Origin of the sequence: Erysipelatoclostridium sp. MSK.7.34, assembly GCF_019041935.1 — a bacterium.
Classification (GTDB): domain Bacteria; phylum Bacillota_I; class Bacilli_A; order Erysipelotrichales; family Coprobacillaceae; genus Thomasclavelia; species Thomasclavelia ramosa.
Genome location: NZ_JAHPYJ010000001.1, coordinates 162,542 through 179,245, shown reverse-complemented (window position 1 = coordinate 179,245; position 16,704 = coordinate 162,542). Strand labels below are relative to the sequence as shown.

The following is a 16,704-nucleotide window of genomic DNA, read 5'->3' as shown; positions in this document are numbered from 1 at the left end:
TAACGGAAATAATGATAAGAATGATAAATATCTTACATAATTTTCTTTAATTGACTTTATTGGATGATATATTTATTATGTAAGTAATGGGGTGATTTTATGATAGGGAAATTAACAGAAGGAAATATTACCAGGGCATTAATTAAATTTTCAATTCCAATGATCTTAGGAAATCTTTTACAGCAGCTTTATAATGTAGCTGATACTTTTATTGTTGGACATTATATCGGAACTGATGCTCTGGCAGCAGTTGGCTCATCTTTTACGATTATGACTTTTTTAACTTCCATTATCTTAGGTCTTTGCATGGGGAGTGGAATTTTATTTTCGATGTTCTATGGGGCTAAACAATTAGATAAAATGAAAACATCTTTTTTTGTCTCTTTTGTAGGAATCGGCATTTTTTCAATTGGATTAGAAATAGTTTGTCTTTTAGCAATTGATCTAATTTTAAATTTTATGAATATTCCTAGGGATATTTTTACGGATACCCATCAATATTTGTTTATAATTTTTCTAGGTCTAGTTTTTACTTTTATTTATAATTATTTTTCCTCGCTATTAAGAGCTTTGGGAAATTCTAAAATCCCATTGATCTTTCTAGCATTAGCATCAATTATAAATATTGGATTAGATATTTATTTAGTGGCAGAAGTTGCAATGGGGGTAGCTGGAGCTGCTGTTGCGACATTGATTGCCCAAGCTTTTAGTGCTATTGGTATCATGCTTTATGTCTTTCTAAGTCAAAAAGAATTGTTACCGCAACGAAAACATTGGCATTTTGAACGTGAAATATTTGAGAAAATCAAAGCGTACTCATTATTAACTTGTATCCAGCAATCAGTAATGAATTTTGGGATTTTAATGATTCAAGGGTTAGTAAATAGTTTTGGTTTAGTAACGATGTCAGCTTTTGCTGCTGCTGTAAAGATTGATTCATTTGCTTATATGCCAGTTCAAGATTTTGGTAATGCTTTTTCAACCTATATTGCTCAAAATAAAGGAGCAGGATTAGAAGAACGAATACATAAAGGATTTAAAGTAGCAGTTGTAATGGCTTCTATCTTTTGTATTTTTATTTCTGCCTTAGTCTTTATCTTTGCTGATAAGCTAATGCTGATCTTCATAGAATCTTCAAAGTCTGAAATTATCTATCAAGGGGCTCAGTATCTAAGAATTGAAGGTGCTTGTTATTTAGGAATTGGATGTTTATTTTTATTGTATGGTTATTATCGTGGGGTTGGTAAACCAGGAATTTCTGTAGTTTTAACTGTTATTTCGCTAGGGACACGTGTTGTTTTAGCATATCTTTTAGCACCATTATTTGGAACTTTGGCGATTTGGTGGGCAATTCCAATTGGCTGGTTTTTAGCTGATTTGATTGGGATTATGTATGGTTTAAAAAAAGAAAGGTGGACTAATAGATACATCGATAAGTAGAAGGAACGACATTTAAATCTTTAGAAGTCGCCTTTTTAGATTAGAAAAACAGTTTGCTAGTAACAGGATGTTTTGATTAAGAGGAGCAATAGACGTAGAAAAAGACTGTTATTACAACAGTCCGGTATCAATTTTAAAAGAATAAAAATATTTTCTTATTAATAAGTGTTAAAACATGCCATAATATACTTTGTTGCAGAAATAATGTTCTGTAATGAGCAATTCAGCTTAAGATATTATAAACATGATTACTATATTAGAAAAGTAACTTTTATCTTATTGTTTTTAGTCTAGATTTTCTCCATTTGAAGCAATTACTTTTTTATACCATTCGAAAGAATCTTTTTTACTTCTTTCTAAAGTACCATTACCTTCATTATCACGATCAACATAGATAAAACCATAACGTTTTTTCATTTCACCAGTAGTAAATGAAACACAGTCAATACATCCCCAAGGGGTATAACCAATTAAATCAATCCCGTCAAGTTCAACAGCTTTTTTCATTTCTTTAATATGAGCTTTTAAATAGTTGATGCGATAGTCATCATGGCAAGAACCATCAGCTTCTTTAACGTCAATGGCACCAAAACCATTTTCGACGATAAATAATGGTTTTTCATATCTTTCATAAAAAATATTCAATGCATATCTTAATCCTTCTGGATCAATTGCCCAGCCCCAGTCAGATTCTTTAATAAATGGATTTTTAACAGAATGCTCACTTGAACCATCAGTTGCTTTAGAAACATCTTGATGTGCAGTTGAATCTACAGTATTAGTCATATAATAACTAAATCCTATATAATCTACAGTTCCTTCAGCAAGGATTTTCTTATCTTCTTCTGTAATGTTAATATTAAAGCCTTTGCGTTCAAACATTTTTAAAGCATATGCAGGGTAATGACCGCGACATTGAACGTCACAGAAGAACCAGCGATCATGCATCATCTGATTTGATAATACCATATCAGCAGGACGACATGAAAATGGATAAATTGGAACCATTGCAATCATATTTCCAATCAAAAAGTTAGGATTGATTTGTTTACCAATTTTTACTGCTAATGCACTTGCTAATAAAGTATGATGACCGCAAATATACATTGCTTCTTCAGGATTATCATAATCTCCAAAATGAGCACCACTATTAGTCCAGCCAAAAATATCATTTTTAAAATTCATTTGATTATTAATTTCATTAAAAGTCATCCAATATTTAACTTTATCTTTATATCTTTTAAAACATACTTCAGCAAATTTAACAAAGAAATCAATAGTTTTACGATTCATAAAACCACCATATTCTTTTGCTAAATGATAAGGCATCTCAAAATGAGATAATGTGATAACTGGCTCAATTCCATATTTTAATAATTCATCAAAAACATCATCATAGAATTGTAATCCTTCTTCATTGGGTTCTGTTTCATCACCATTAGGGAAAATACGAGTCCATGCGATAGATGTTCTAAAGCATTTAAATCCCATTTCCGCAAATAAAGCAATATCTTCCTTGTAATGAGAATAGAAGTCAATTCCAACATGGTTTGGATAATATTCATTTTCCATGATTTGATCAGTAATACGGCGAGGAACACCATGTGCTCCGGCAGTCATCACATCAGCAACACTATATCCTTTTGAGGTATTTAAAACCCCACCTTCAAATTGATGAGCAGCTAAAGCGCCACCCCATAAAAAATCTTTACTTAAAGCCATATAATTTAATCCTCCTTATTTTTACAGTCTCATTATAACCAAAAAAATAGGTTGGTACAAATTTTTTTAGCTAAATGTGTTAAAATAAAAACGATTGTAATAGATTACACAAAATGTAACAGGAGTATAGGAAAATATGGAAACGATGATTGAATATGTGCATAATCGAATTAAGAGAAAAGACTACCAAATTGCAATTGATTTTACAATGGGGAATGGTCATGATACTTTATTTTTAAGTAAAGTGGCTAAACAAGTTTATAGTTTTGATATTCAGCAGGAAGCTTTAAATAATACAAAGAAGTTGATAGAAGATACTGATAATGTAAATTTGATTTTAGCTTCTCATGAAAATTTTGATTGCTATGTAAAAAACTTTGATGTAGGAATTTTTAATCTCGGTTATCTCCCCAATGGAGATCATCAAATTACAACTATGGCGGACAGTTCTTTGCAAGCAATAAAAAAAGCAGTTGAATATTTGAATCGAAAAGGAGAATTGTTTTTAGTTGTTTACATTGGTCATGATGAGGGAAAAAAAGAAAGTTTGTTAATTGAGGAATATGTCGCCAGTTTAGATCATATAAGTTATAATGTAGCGTTGTTTAAAATGATGAATAAGTTATCTGCTCCATACGTAATTCAAATTGAAAAAAGATAATTATATTAGATGCAATAACTAGGTAACAATGTTATAATATAAGTAATTAAGGAGGTAAGCAATATGGTAAAAAGAATCGACGTTACCGTAACTGATCCAGTTGGTCTTTATGCGACTCCAGCAACCGAACTAGTTGATACTATGAAGATGTTCAACAGTGATATTAAGTTAGTCTACGCATCTAAAACTGTCAACATGAAATCATTGATGGGGGTTCTATCTCTGGGTATTCCAACAAAAGCAAAAATTGAAATTATTGCTGATGGAGAAGATGAGGACGCAGTTATTAAACGGGCCCTTGAATTAATGAAGGATCTAGGAATTAGTGGGTAAAACAATTTAATAATTGGGACTCTTGTCCCTTTTATTTTGCCTATTAAACGATAATATGATATAGTAAAGACGAATTTTATAAAAAAGGGGACATATAGATGGAAAACTTCTTAAAACTAATAATTGCTTTTGGAATTGGCTTTATTCTTGTTGTTCTAGCAATGCCTAAAGTAATTCCATTCCTACATAAGATGAAATTTGGTCAAGTTGAACGTGAAGAAGGACTTGAATCACATAAGTCAAAAAATGGTACACCAACAATGGGTGGAATCGTTTTTGTGATTGCCGCAATTCTTGGTGCTTTTATTGTTAATTTTAATAATTTACTTGATCCGGAGCTGATTTTAGCAACAATTGTTTTAGTTGGATATAGTGCAATTGGATTTGTGGATGATGCTTTGATCATTGTTAAACATAGTAATAAGGGATTACCGCCACTAGCGAAATTATTAGCTCAGATCGCGTTAGCAATTATTTGTTATTTCTTTGCAATGAACTTTATTCCTGATTTTACATCAGTAATTACAATTCCATTATTAGATATTAATATTGATATGGGTTATTTATATCCAGCATTAATCTTAGTAATGTTTGCAGGGGAAAGTAACGGTGTAAATTTATCTGACGGTTTAGATGGATTAGCAACTGGTCTTTCAATGGTTGCGATTGCACCATTTATAATCTTTTCTATCATGACAAAAGATTATACTCTTGCAAGTTATGCAACTGCAATGGTAGGGGCTTTACTTGGTTTCATGATGTTTAATTATCATCCTGCTAAGATATTTATGGGTGATGTAGGTTCGCTTGGTCTAGGTGGTTTCTTGGCTATTTTAGCGATACTTACAAAACAAGAGTTATTACTTATTTTAGTTGGTGGAGTCTTTTTAATGGAAACTTTATCGGTTATTATTCAAGTAGTCTCATTTAAAACTCGGGGAAAACGAGTATTTAAGATGGCACCGATCCATCATCACTTTGAAATGTTGGGCTGGAGTGAACAACAAGTAACTATTTCATTCTGGTTCATTGGTTTCATCTGTGGAATCTTATCAATTGTAATTGGGGTGCTATAGAATATGTTTACTGGAAAAAAGGTATTAGTGATTGGACTTGCTAAAAGTGGTAAGGCTGCGATTAGATTGCTTCATAAATTAAATGCAACGATTACGGTTAATGAAGCTAAAGAAATTAAGGATATTCCAGAATATCAACAATATCTTGATATGGGAATTGAAATGGTAACAGGGTCACACCCAACTGAATTATTTGAACGTGATTTTGACTTTGTAATTAAGAACCCTGGAATTAATTATCATAAGCCATTTATTTTAAGACTTAAGGAAAGAAAGATTCCTGTATATACGGAAATTGAATTAGCTTTTCAAGTTGCTAAAAAACAACATTATATTGGAGTAACTGGTACTAATGGTAAAACAACAACAGTTACTTTAATTGATAAAATATTAAAGGGACAATATCAACATGTTCATTTAGCAGGTAATGTGGGAACACCACTATGTGATGTTGTTTTAGATAATGATCTTCTTAATGAAGAAAATCATTATGTAGTAATTGAAATGAGTAACTTTCAGTTATTAGATATTGAACGATTTAAGCCTTATGTCTCAACGATCATCAATTTAACACCCGATCATTTAGATTATATGGCCTCATTGGATGAGTATTATGCTTCTAAAACAAATATTTATAAGAATACTGATCTGGATGATTATTTTGTGGTTAATCTTGATGATAAAACAGTAATGGAGTATTTGGAAAAATATCCAGTTCCATGTAATCAAGTCACAATGTCATTGATACATGAAGCTGACTGTATGATCAAAGAACAGGCAATCTATTATCGAGATGAATTAATTATTAACTTAGCGGATATTAAAGTTGTAGGACGCCATAACATTCAAAATATTATGACAGCTATCTGCATTGCTAAAAAATGTGATGTACCAGTAACAGTCATCAATCGAGAAATTGCCTCATTTATTGGTGTTGAACATCGAATTGAGTTTGTTAGAGAAATTAATGGAGTTAAAATCTATAATGATTCAAAAGCAACTAATACTGACGCTACGATCATTGCTTTAAAAGCTTTTGAACAACCAGTAATTTTATTGATGGGTGGTTTTGATAAAGGGTTAGATTTAACCGAAATGGCTACTTATGGTAATAAAATCAGTCATCTGGTGACATTTGGTGCTGCTGGAGAGCGATTTAAAAATGATATGCATGTTGCAAACAGTAGTTCTGTTGAGAATTTAGAAGCAGCGACTTTGCTGGCAATCGAGAAAGCAAAAGCTGGCGATATTATTTTACTTTCGCCATCAACCAGCAGTTTTGATGAATTTTCTGGATATGAAGAACGTGGTCGAGTATTTAAAAATATTGTTAATAAATTATAGAAGATGCTTTGTAAAGTGAACCTTTAAGGAATATAGCTTAAAGGTTTATTTTATTGTCGAAAGTGTCTTTTTTAATTTATGAAAAACTTTCTATTTGAAAATTTCCCATTATATAATAAAATTATATGTATATGCATGGTAACATTAAAAATTGCAAGCTTATGGGTAATCGTAAGTTATCTTAATGTCGTTTCAGTGCTACCTGTTTATAGATAAATATTATTTTATAAAGGAGGAAGGCATGAATACATTACTCAGCAGATTGATAGTCTATATCAATTCATGTGTAAAAAAAGATGTGATTTACGAAATAGCCCGGTATATTATTAAAAATTATAGTTATTGCCAAAATATTACGCTTAAAGATATTATGGATGAATGTTATGTTTCGAGAGCTAGTGTAACGAGATTTTGTGAATATTTTGGTTTTCATTCTTGGAATAATTTTCAAAGCTTTTTAGTTAAAACAAAAAAAGTTAAAGAACAGCAAATTGAAAGTCGTTTTAGTAATATTGATATAGAAAGTATCTATGATCATTTATGTTATATTGCTAAAAATGATAGTTTAGAATTTAAAAATAATTTAAAAAAAGAGATCAATGCACTAGTTGAAATAATTAATCAAAGTAGTAGAATTTATTTATTTGGGGCAGTATATCCATTATCATTGGCAGTTGATTTCCAAATAAATATGATCAGTATTGGTAAAACAGTTTATAGTGATTTTCAAAGTGAAAGTGATTATTTAGAGCCAATGAATGAGGACGATCTAGCGATTATTTTAACTGCTTCTGGAAGATATGTTGGTGAATGTAAGTCCAAGTTTAATTTAATTTGTAATAATGCTGGCAAGAAAGCAGTTATTAGCTGCAGTAATCGGTATAGCTCACTTCAATACATCAATCATTATCTCTACATTCCAACGACTAATAAAAATAGTTTTGTTGATTTTGATTATTATACGATATTGATCTTAGATTTAATTTATATTGAGTATAATTTAAAGTATTGTCGAGGGAAATAATAGTGGGATCAATCTTAATTAAATTACATCAATTAATCAATTACAATCAAAATGAAAATATTCATTATTCGTTAGCAAAATATTTATTAGCTAATTGTGATACGATCAATCGATTATCAATTAGCAAAGTTGTTGAAGATACCTTGATTTCAAAAACATCTGTTTTAAAATTTTGCCGTTATTTAGGATATGATTCTTGGAAAGTCTTTTGCAGTGATTTTCAAGAAGAATGTCTCGATGAAAAGATTCGCTTGGATCGCTTAAAGATGAATGCAAACTTAATGTTTTCAAAAGATAATTTAAATGAGTATGTTCGACTAAACGATGAATATTTTAGTGAAGTACAAAAAATTGTTACATTTCAAAAAATAAAAATATTCGCTAAACAAATTAATGAAGCAAATAATATCTTTGTCTTTGGAGAACCTCGAGAATTACCGCTGTTTTATGATTTTCAAGAATTATTGGGGTTATATCATAAGGAATTGATTTTTCCTAAATCTTTAAATAAAAAGGATTTTGAGGAACAGTTAGCTTTGATTGATCAAGAAAGTTTAATAATTATTACTAACGGAGTTCATTCATTTGATGGGTTTATTGAAAAGGAAACTATTGAACCGGTATATGGATTAGAAAGAATTATGCAAACTAATTGTAAAGTTATTTTTATTGGTCAAAAGTCAGTTCAAAATTATGATAATGTTACAACACTAACAATACCTTTTTCATTTAATGAATATTTTATTCGTTTAGCAATTGCTGATTTAATTTATAAAATGATTACTTATTATTTTTATAGATATTAAATAATTTAAGAATTTTATAAATAGATTTATTTTTTTTATAAATTTGGTCTAAGAAAAAATACTTTTTTTCACGAAAACAAAAAAGGTTAAACTTTATTTGTGTTTTGTCGATGATTAAGTAAACGCTTTCATCAACTTCTCGTTTATACTAGAAGCATAGGGAATTTAAACGAGGAGGAAAATCGAAGATGAGTAAGAAGAAAAAACTTACAAAAACATTGGCTGCTTTATCAGCTGCCGGCTGTATTATCGGAAGTGCAACACCGATTGCATTAAATGCAGTAGAATTATCAAAATATTCTGTTGTGGAAGCAAAATATCAGGCTGCGAAAACAGAAGGAAGCGGAGAAAACGCTCAATTTAGTGACTACGATATTGATATTATGGTAGTAACTAATCCTGATTATAAAGGTGAAGCAGCTCCAGCTTTGACTTATTCAAAAGCTTTTGATGAAAAAGCTAAAGAAGCTGGTAAAACGGCGTTGTTAAGCGAAAATATCGATGGTAAGGAATATGCTTTCAAAGATATGAACTTAAATGGAGAAATCGATGATTATGAAAGATGGTATCTTGATGCTGAAACAAGAGCACAAGATCTTGCTGATGCATTGGTTGCTGAAGGTGAAGATGGGTTCGCAAAGATTGCTGGATTAATGTTATTTAGTAGCCATGAAGGAAATAGTGCTGCAGGATTAACAGATTCACAAAAAGATTATTTAACAAATAGTTATGTTAGAAATATTACTGATGCAGCAGGAAATGATGTGGAAGATTCAGTACGTTGGGTCAATGCGATGCAAGAGTATGTAGAAATATCTGATTTCAATGTTCCTGTTGATTTTAGTTCTGATCCTCGTTCAACAGCAGGGTCAGGAGATTTATATTCTGATAATGTTTCTAGTGGGGTTACAGATATTTCTAAATGGCCTTCTAATATTGGATTGGCAGCAACTTTTGATACTGAACATATGTATAATTTTGCAAAGGCATCTTCAGCTGAATATCGTGCATTAGGAATTGTAACAGCTTTAGGACCTCAAATAGATTTAGCGACAGAACCACGCTGGTTAAGAGTTGGTGGAACTTTTGGTGAAAATACTAAACTATCTACAGATATGGCTCAAGCTTATGCAGACGGTTCACAATCAACATATGTTAATGGAGAAGATCAAGGATGGGGAAAAGATTCAATTAACTGTATGATCAAACACTTCCCTGGTGATGGAGCCGGTGAAGGTGGTCGTGAATCACATACCCGTGCAGGTAAATATGCAGTTTATCCAGGTGGTAATTTTGAAGAACATTTAACTCCTTTTGCTCAAGGTGGCTTAAAATTGAAAGGGAAAACTGGAGCGGCAACTGCAGTGATGACATCTTATTCAATTGGAATCAATGCTGACGGTAGTGCTTTAGGTGGCGAAAGAGTTGGTTCAGCTTATAGTAAGTCTAAAATGAGTATTTTAAGAGATGATTTAGGCTTTGACGGTGTAGTTTGTACTGACTGGGGTGTTACTAGCACGCCCCCTGAACAATTAGCACTAGGTGGTCTAGGAATGGCTTGGGGAATGGAAAATGCTACTGATAACGAAAGACATTTAGCAATCTTAGATGCTGGTGGTGACATGTTTGGTGGTAATAATGACAATAAGCCAATCGTTTGGTCATGGCAGCAAATGGTTGATCGTGATGGCGAAGAAGCTGCTAATACTCGCTTTGCAACTTCAGCTAAACGTTTACTGAAATTAACAATGGAACCAGGATTATTTGAAAATACTTATTTGAATTTAGATGAATCATTAGCTGAAGCTGGAAGTAAAGATAAAAAAGACGCTGGATATCAAGCTCAGTTAGAGTCAGTGGTTATGTTAAAGAATAAAGATAACACAATTAAAGCGGCTAAAGATCAAGCAAAAGATCCTAAAGATATGACTGTTTATATTCCTAAAACATATACTGCAGAACAAAAAGGAGTTTTTGGTGATACACCTGCATCTTGGTCAGATTCAATGAATATTGAGACAGCTAAATCTATCTATGGAACAGTTTTAACTGATGAAATAGTTGATGATAAAGTAGTACGACCTGATTTATCAAATGTTGATAAAGTAATTGTTGGAATGCGTTCTCCAAATAACGGAAGCTTATTTAATCAATCAGGTATGATCGTTGAAGATGGTAAACAAAAATTTTATCCATTATCATTGCAATACCGCCCATATACTGCTGATGGCGAAAACGTAAGAAAAGTGTCAATTGCTGGAGATTTAAATAGTGATGGTACCCAACAAAATAGATCTTATTATGGAGCAACTAGTAAAATTGCTAATGAATACGATTTAACAGCTTGTTTGGAAGCTGTAGAAGCAGCTAAAGCAGTCAATAAAGATATTCCTGTAGTTGTTGCTTTAAATGCTAATGGTCCTGTTATCGTTAGTGAATTTGAAGACAAAGTAGATGCAATCGTATGTGGCTTCTCTGTAAGTGATAGTGCTGTGTTTGATATTATTAATGGTAAATCTGAACCAAAAGGATTATTACCATTACAATTTCCTGCAAATATGGATACTGTAGAAGCGAATAAAGAAGATGTTGCTGGTGATCTAGTATGTTATAAAGATACACAAGGAAATACTTATGATGTAGCCTATGGTTTAAACTGGTCAGGAATTATTGATGATGAGCGTGTTCAAACATATAATCCAGACCGTCCAACTACAGATACAACAACAGTTACCCCTACACCAACACCTGATAAACCTACTACTTCAGTAAAAACTGGTGATGAAATTAATTTAAACACAACAATGCTGGCTGGGGCCGTTGCTCTAGTGGCAGGATTAACTGCATATGTAACAGCTAAAAAAAGAAAAGCAGTAAAATAAAATGATAAAGATGATATAGAGGTATGGTTCAGCATACCTCTATAATTAATTGAGGTGAGCATATGAAAATACTTAAAAAATTAATGATTTTGCTAGTACTGGCAGCTTTGATAATAGGTTGTTCCAAAGAACCAGAAAATAATTATTTAGGAAATCTGAAAGTTGGCTATACAATGAAACTAGATGATAAAGAGGTGCCAAAAGCAAAATTTGAGTTTTTCTATGGTCGCGCTTTGACTAAATATTTAAACCAATATTACAGTGCTTTTAGTGATGATTATGCAAGTATAGTTGATTTTAATATTGAAAAGGATATAAATGATTTAAAAAATCAAGATTGTACGGTTACTGGTTATACAGACAAATCATGGGAATATTATTTTGCTGATCAGGCAAAGAAAGATATTTTAGAAGTAGAGGCATTGGTAAGAGGTGCTAAAACTGCTGGTTATCAAATAAATGCTGATGATAAAAAGAAAGCTCGCTCAACATTTGGTGAACTAGAAAGTTATTGTAAAGAAAATAAGATTGATTTTGAAGATTATCTCCATTCAACCTTTGGTTTAGAGGCAACAAAGGATAATTTAATCAGTTATTATGAGGAAGCTAATCTGGCCTCACGATATGCAGCAGTTTTATTAAAAGAACCAACTGATGAAGAGGTGGAGCAATATTATCTAGCTAATAAAAATGATATTGATACGATCAATATTCGCTATTTTGCTTTTGCTAAGGATGATAAAGCAAAAGCAGATGAGTTTGCCCAAAAGATTCGTAGTGAGGCAGATTTTAAACAGATGGCAGTTGATTATAGTAGTGATGATAAAAAAATTTATTATCAAAATAATGATTTGAGTCTACGTCAAGATTTAAGAAAATCAGATTTACCTGAATATTTGCAATCCGTATTATTTGATCAGGCATTACCAATTAATAGTGTTAAAGTAGTTGAAGGGGATTCTAGTATTGATGTAGTTATGCTGGTGGCTAGAGAACAGCCTGTTTATCGACAAGCTAGTATTTCAACAGTTTATTTAGATGCTAGAGAAACAGATACTGATAATTTGACAACCGAAAAAATGAATACATGTAAAGAATTTGCAGACAATTTGCTACAAGATTTTATGAATAATACTGACAGATCGATTGATAAGTTTCATGAATATAATAGTAAATATGCAGATGATAAGAACAATCAGGGAGATTATGACAATATATCTAAAGGGGATAGTACTATTGAAATTGCAAATTGGGTTTTTGATGAATCTCGACAAGTTGGAGATTTGGAAGTATTAATGAGTAATTATGGTTATACCATTGTATATTTTAGAGGATTTGGAGGAATTGATTATTTTGAAAGAGCAAAGGTATTAGCTAAAGAAGCAACGTATGATAAGCAGTTAAATGATTTAAAAAGGAATATCAAGGTTATGATTAAATAAAAAGTTTATCAGGAATGATAAGCTTTTTTTCATTTCTTAAAATATTTTTTCATATACTTAAAATGGAGGTAAGTATATGAAACGTAGAAGAGTGGTCGTTACAGTTTTAATAATTGTGATAATTGGGTTGATGATGGTATATAGTGCCTCGAATATTTGGGCCGGATATAAATTTAATGATTCTTTATATTACATTAAACGACAAGGAATTTTTGCTGTTATTGGTATAATTGCTATGTTTGTGTTTTCAAAGATTGATTATCATATTTATCAAAAAAATGCAAATAAACTTTTGATTGGGTCTTTTATCTTGATGATTTTAGTTTTGATTCCGGGGATTGGAGCAGTTCGCGGGGGGTCGCGCTCATGGTTTAATTTAGGTATTATTTCGTTGCAGCCATCTGAGCTGTTTAAAATTGCGATAATTATTTATAGTGCAAACTATATTAACAATCATTATCATGAATTAAAGAAACTAAAAGCTAGTTTGAAGTTGTTATTGATTTTGGGACTTGGGTTTGGTTTAATTATGCTTCAGCCTGATTTTGGCAGTGGTGTTGTAATGGCTTGTTCAATTGTAGTGATGTTGATCGTTAGTCCATTTCCATTTAAATATTTTGTTATGTTAGGGATCTTAGGGGCAATTGGAATCGTTATTATGATTATTTCGGCTCCATATCGTTTAGCACGTATCGTAGCTTTTTTAAACCCTTTTGCCGATCCCTTAGGAAGTGGTTTCCAAATTATTCAGTCACTTTATGCGATTGCACCAGGGGGAATTTTAGGAGTAGGCTTTAATAATAGTGTGCAAAAACATTTTTATTTACCGGAACCACAAACAGATTTTATTTTTGCTATATTTTTAGAAGAATTTGGATTGATTGGGGGCGTTTTATTAGTTGGAATGTACGGTTATATGTTTGTAACTGTCTTTAATCAAGCAACTAAAGTAAAAGATTTATTTGGCAGCTTTTTAATGATTGGAATTATTTCAATGATTGGAATTCAAACTTTGATCAATCTTGGAGTAGTTGTCGGTTTATTTCCAGTAACGGGAGTAACTTTGCCGTTAATGTCTTACGGAGGATCGTCATTGACGATTACGCTTATTGCAATTGGAATTGTATTAAATATTTCAAAATCAACATATTAATGTTATACTAGTGTCTAGAGGTGAGATGATGAAAGTAATAGTTGGAGCTGGGGGCACAGGTGGACACTTATACCCTGCCTTAGCTTTAGTTGAATATATAAAAGAAGTAGAACCAGATAGTGAGTTTCTTTTTGTAGGAACTAAGGATCGTATTGAATCAGAAGTAGTACCTCAACAAGGCTATGAATATATTGGTTTAAATGTTCGCGGGTTAGTTGGAAATCCTATTAAAAAGGGGATTGCTGCTGCTATTTTTGTTAAATCAATTTTTACAGCGAAAAAAATAGTTAAAAAATTCAAACCGGATATTGTCATTGGTTTTGGTGGTTATCCTAGTGCTAGTGTTGTTGAAGCTGCTAATCGCTTAGGATATAAAACAATGATTCATGAACAAAATTCAATTATTGGTTTAACAAATAAAATTTTAATTAAAAATGTTGATAAAATCGTATGTTGTTATGATAAAGCATATGAGAATTTTCCCAAAGATAAAACTTATAAATTAGGGAATCCACGTGCTAGTGTAATTGCCTCAATCAAACCAGATGATATTTTTAAAAAATATCATCTAAATAAAAATCTTCCTTTAGTGACTATTGTAATGGGATCATTGGGTTCAAAATCTGTTAACGAAATGATGTTAAAATCATTAAAGACTTTTGAACAAAAGAATTATCAAGTGCTTTATGTAACTGGGAAGCCTTATTTTGAAGAGATGAAAACAAAATTAGGAAAGTTAAATAAGAATATTAAATTAGTACCGTATATTGATGATATGCCATCAGTATTAAAGAATACAACCTTGGTTGTTTCTCGTGCTGGTGCTTCTACGCTGGCAGAAATTACAGCGGTAGGGATCCCAGCAATTTTAATTCCAAGTCCTTATGTTGCCGCTAATCATCAGGAGTATAATGCTCGAGAATTAGCTGATCGTAATGCAGCAATGATGATTTTAGAGGAAAATCTTAATAGTAAAGATTTTGTGGAAAAAGTGGATTATATTTTAGAGAATAAAATTGTTCAAGAGAGTATGCAAAAAAGTGCCAAGGCTCTTGGTAAACCAAATGCATGTAGAGATATTTATAAATTAATTAAAGAAATGTAGGAGTATAGAATGAAATTTTCTCAAGTTAAAGAAGATTTAGAAAAATTAGATGTTGGTGAGATGATTGAAGATGAGCCGATGTATAAACATACCACTTATAAAGTCGGAGGACCAGCGCGTATTTATTTAAAAGTTAAAGATGTTGATAGTCTGATTAAAACAATTAAATATTGTGGTAAGCATCGGGTTAAATATTTAGTAATCGGTCGGGGTTCAAATTTATTATTCTCTGATCGTGAATATGAGGGCTTAATTATTTCTCTCAACGAATGTTTTAATGAGATTAAGGTCAATGGTTCGACGATGATTGCTCAAGCTGGTGTACCAATGATTTCATTATCATATCAAGCTGCTAAAATTGGATTAAGCGGTTTTGAATTTATGGGCGGGATTCCTGGCTCAATTGGTGGTGGAATATATATGAATGCTGGAGCATATAAGTATGACCTGGCAAGTGTAGTAAAGACGGTCACATTATTAAATGAAAAGCATGAAGTTGTTACTTTTAATAATGAACAGATGGACTTTTCTTATCGTCATTCAATTTGTCAAGATAATCGAAAATTGATTGTTTTGGAAGTAACGTTTGAATTGACTGCTAAAAGTCCTGATGAGATTAAAGCTGTTTTAGATAAACGTAAGGAACGAAGAATGTCTTCACAACCTTGGAATATGCCAAGTGCCGGAAGTGTATTTAGAAATCCGCAAGATAAACCAGCTTGGCAGTATATTGATGAATGTGGCTTAAGAGGCTATGAAATTGGAGGAGCTCAAGTTTCGCCAAAACATTCTAATTTTATTGTAAATAATGGCTATGCCAGTGCTAAAGATATTTATGATTTGATTATGTTAGTACAAGAGAAAGTAAATGAAAAATTTGGAGTTAAGTTAAGACGTGAGGTTGGATTGATTAATTGGGAGTAGTGTATGGCAAAAAGAAAGCAACAACAGAATATATATAACGATTATGATCGCGATCAAGTTCTTGCTTATTTAAAGAAACAAAAGGCAAAGAAGCGAAAAAGGCGTCGACGTGTCATTTTTGTAATTTTAGTTATAGGATTGATTATTGCTTTTTTTGTCAGTGATTATAGTCGTTTACAGACAATAACTGTTAGTGGTAATAATCGTGTGAGTAGTGAAGAAATAATTACCGCTTCAAAAATAAAACTGCATCAGGATTATACTTTCTTTAAAAGTATGGATGCAGCTGAAAATGCCATTAAAAAAACATCGCTAATTAAGGATGCCAAGGTTACAAAAGATTTATTTGGTCATGTTAAAATAAAAGTAGTTGAAGCTGACCCGATTGGTCAATGTACGATTGATAATATATTGTATGTTGTTGATGAAACTGGCCGTGTAACTAAAGATGAGGCTGGAGTATTAACTACATATGTACAACGGTGTCCAAAATTAAATGGTTTTGATTATGATCGCTTTGCAGCTTTTGCAAAGGAATTTGCAAAAATTCCCGCTCAAGTAGTTAATCAAATTTCAGATATTAATTATGCGCCTGAAAATCTTGACGATAAACGTTGTGAATTTATCATGGATGATGGTAAAATTCTATACTTGCGATATGATGATATGGCAGTACAATTAAAGGGCGATAATTATGCTTTAAAGATGGAAGAATTCCCAGATTATAAGTATTATGATTTTGTCGGGAAGTATGTTTATGTTCATAATTAATTTTTTCTACGGGATTGCTTA

At 31.7% G+C, this 16,704-nt stretch carries 14 protein-coding genes; 13 read left to right on the top strand and 1 reads right to left on the bottom strand.

Annotated elements, in window-relative coordinates:
* Positions 1 to 99: 99 nt before the first annotated feature.
* Positions 100 to 1,440, top strand: coding sequence for an MATE family efflux transporter (locus tag KTF99_RS00905; RefSeq protein ID WP_003536542.1), 1,341 nt, complete (start codon positions 100 to 102; stop codon positions 1,438 to 1,440).
* A 285-nt stretch (positions 1,441 to 1,725) separates the two neighbouring features.
* On the opposite strand, the gene KTF99_RS00900 is transcribed toward KTF99_RS00905, so the two are convergent.
* The gene (locus KTF99_RS00900; protein WP_003536543.1) at positions 1,726 to 3,162 is read right to left on the bottom strand and encodes a 6-phospho-beta-glucosidase; all 1,437 of its coding nucleotides are present in this window, start codon (positions 3,160 to 3,162) and stop codon (positions 1,726 to 1,728) included.
* 136 nt (positions 3,163 to 3,298) lie between these two features.
* Between KTF99_RS00900 and KTF99_RS00895 the strand changes: the two genes are divergently transcribed.
* The 12 genes from KTF99_RS00895 to KTF99_RS00840 all read left to right on the top strand — a co-directional run bounded on the left by KTF99_RS00895 (position 3,299) and on the right by KTF99_RS00840 (position 16,683).
* On the top strand, positions 3,299 to 3,823 hold the full coding sequence (locus KTF99_RS00895; RefSeq protein ID WP_003536544.1) for a tRNA (mnm(5)s(2)U34)-methyltransferase: 525 nt from the start codon (positions 3,299 to 3,301) through the stop codon (positions 3,821 to 3,823).
* A 63-nt stretch (positions 3,824 to 3,886) separates the two neighbouring features.
* Positions 3,887 to 4,156, top strand: a complete 270-nt coding sequence (locus KTF99_RS00890) for an HPr family phosphocarrier protein (RefSeq protein WP_003536545.1) — start codon at positions 3,887 to 3,889, stop codon at positions 4,154 to 4,156.
* 98 nt (positions 4,157 to 4,254) lie between these two features.
* Positions 4,255 to 5,232 carry a phospho-N-acetylmuramoyl-pentapeptide-transferase gene (gene mraY, locus KTF99_RS00885; RefSeq protein ID WP_003536546.1) on the top strand — a complete coding sequence of 326 codons (978 nt, stop codon included), beginning with the start codon at positions 4,255 to 4,257 and terminating at the stop codon, positions 5,230 to 5,232.
* 3 nt (positions 5,233 to 5,235) lie between these two features.
* Positions 5,236 to 6,576, top strand: a complete 1,341-nt coding sequence (murD, locus tag KTF99_RS00880; RefSeq protein WP_009008949.1) for a UDP-N-acetylmuramoyl-L-alanine--D-glutamate ligase — start codon at positions 5,236 to 5,238, stop codon at positions 6,574 to 6,576.
* 241 nt (positions 6,577 to 6,817) lie between these two features.
* Positions 6,818 to 7,600, top strand: a complete 783-nt coding sequence (locus KTF99_RS00875) for a MurR/RpiR family transcriptional regulator (RefSeq protein WP_009008950.1) — start codon at positions 6,818 to 6,820, stop codon at positions 7,598 to 7,600.
* 2 nt (positions 7,601 to 7,602) lie between these two features.
* The gene (locus KTF99_RS00870; protein WP_003536549.1) at positions 7,603 to 8,406 is read left to right on the top strand and encodes a MurR/RpiR family transcriptional regulator; all 804 of its coding nucleotides are present in this window, start codon (positions 7,603 to 7,605) and stop codon (positions 8,404 to 8,406) included.
* 188 nt (positions 8,407 to 8,594) lie between these two features.
* Positions 8,595 to 11,288: a glycoside hydrolase family 3 N-terminal domain-containing protein gene (locus KTF99_RS00865; protein ID WP_217215403.1), complete on the top strand. Its 2,694-nt coding sequence runs from the start codon at positions 8,595 to 8,597 to the stop codon at positions 11,286 to 11,288.
* Between the two features lie 62 nt (positions 11,289 to 11,350).
* Positions 11,351 to 12,730, top strand: a complete 1,380-nt coding sequence (locus KTF99_RS00860; RefSeq protein ID WP_008791419.1) for a peptidylprolyl isomerase — start codon at positions 11,351 to 11,353, stop codon at positions 12,728 to 12,730.
* Positions 12,731 to 12,806: 76 nt separating this feature from the next.
* Entirely contained in the window at positions 12,807 to 13,883 is a 1,077-nt protein-coding gene (ftsW, locus tag KTF99_RS00855) for a putative lipid II flippase FtsW (RefSeq protein ID WP_029480463.1), read from the top strand.
* A 28-nt stretch (positions 13,884 to 13,911) separates the two neighbouring features.
* Positions 13,912 to 14,988, top strand: a complete 1,077-nt coding sequence (gene murG / locus KTF99_RS00850) for an undecaprenyldiphospho-muramoylpentapeptide beta-N-acetylglucosaminyltransferase (RefSeq protein ID WP_003536553.1) — start codon at positions 13,912 to 13,914, stop codon at positions 14,986 to 14,988.
* 9 nt (positions 14,989 to 14,997) lie between these two features.
* Positions 14,998 to 15,912 (top strand): UDP-N-acetylmuramate dehydrogenase, encoded by a 915-nt coding sequence (gene murB, locus KTF99_RS00845; RefSeq protein ID WP_003536554.1) that lies wholly within the window; start codon positions 14,998 to 15,000, stop codon positions 15,910 to 15,912.
* Positions 15,913 to 15,915: 3 nt separating this feature from the next.
* Positions 15,916 to 16,683: a cell division protein FtsQ/DivIB gene (locus KTF99_RS00840; protein WP_003536555.1), complete on the top strand. Its 768-nt coding sequence runs from the start codon at positions 15,916 to 15,918 to the stop codon at positions 16,681 to 16,683.
* Positions 16,684 to 16,704 lie beyond the last annotated feature (21 nt).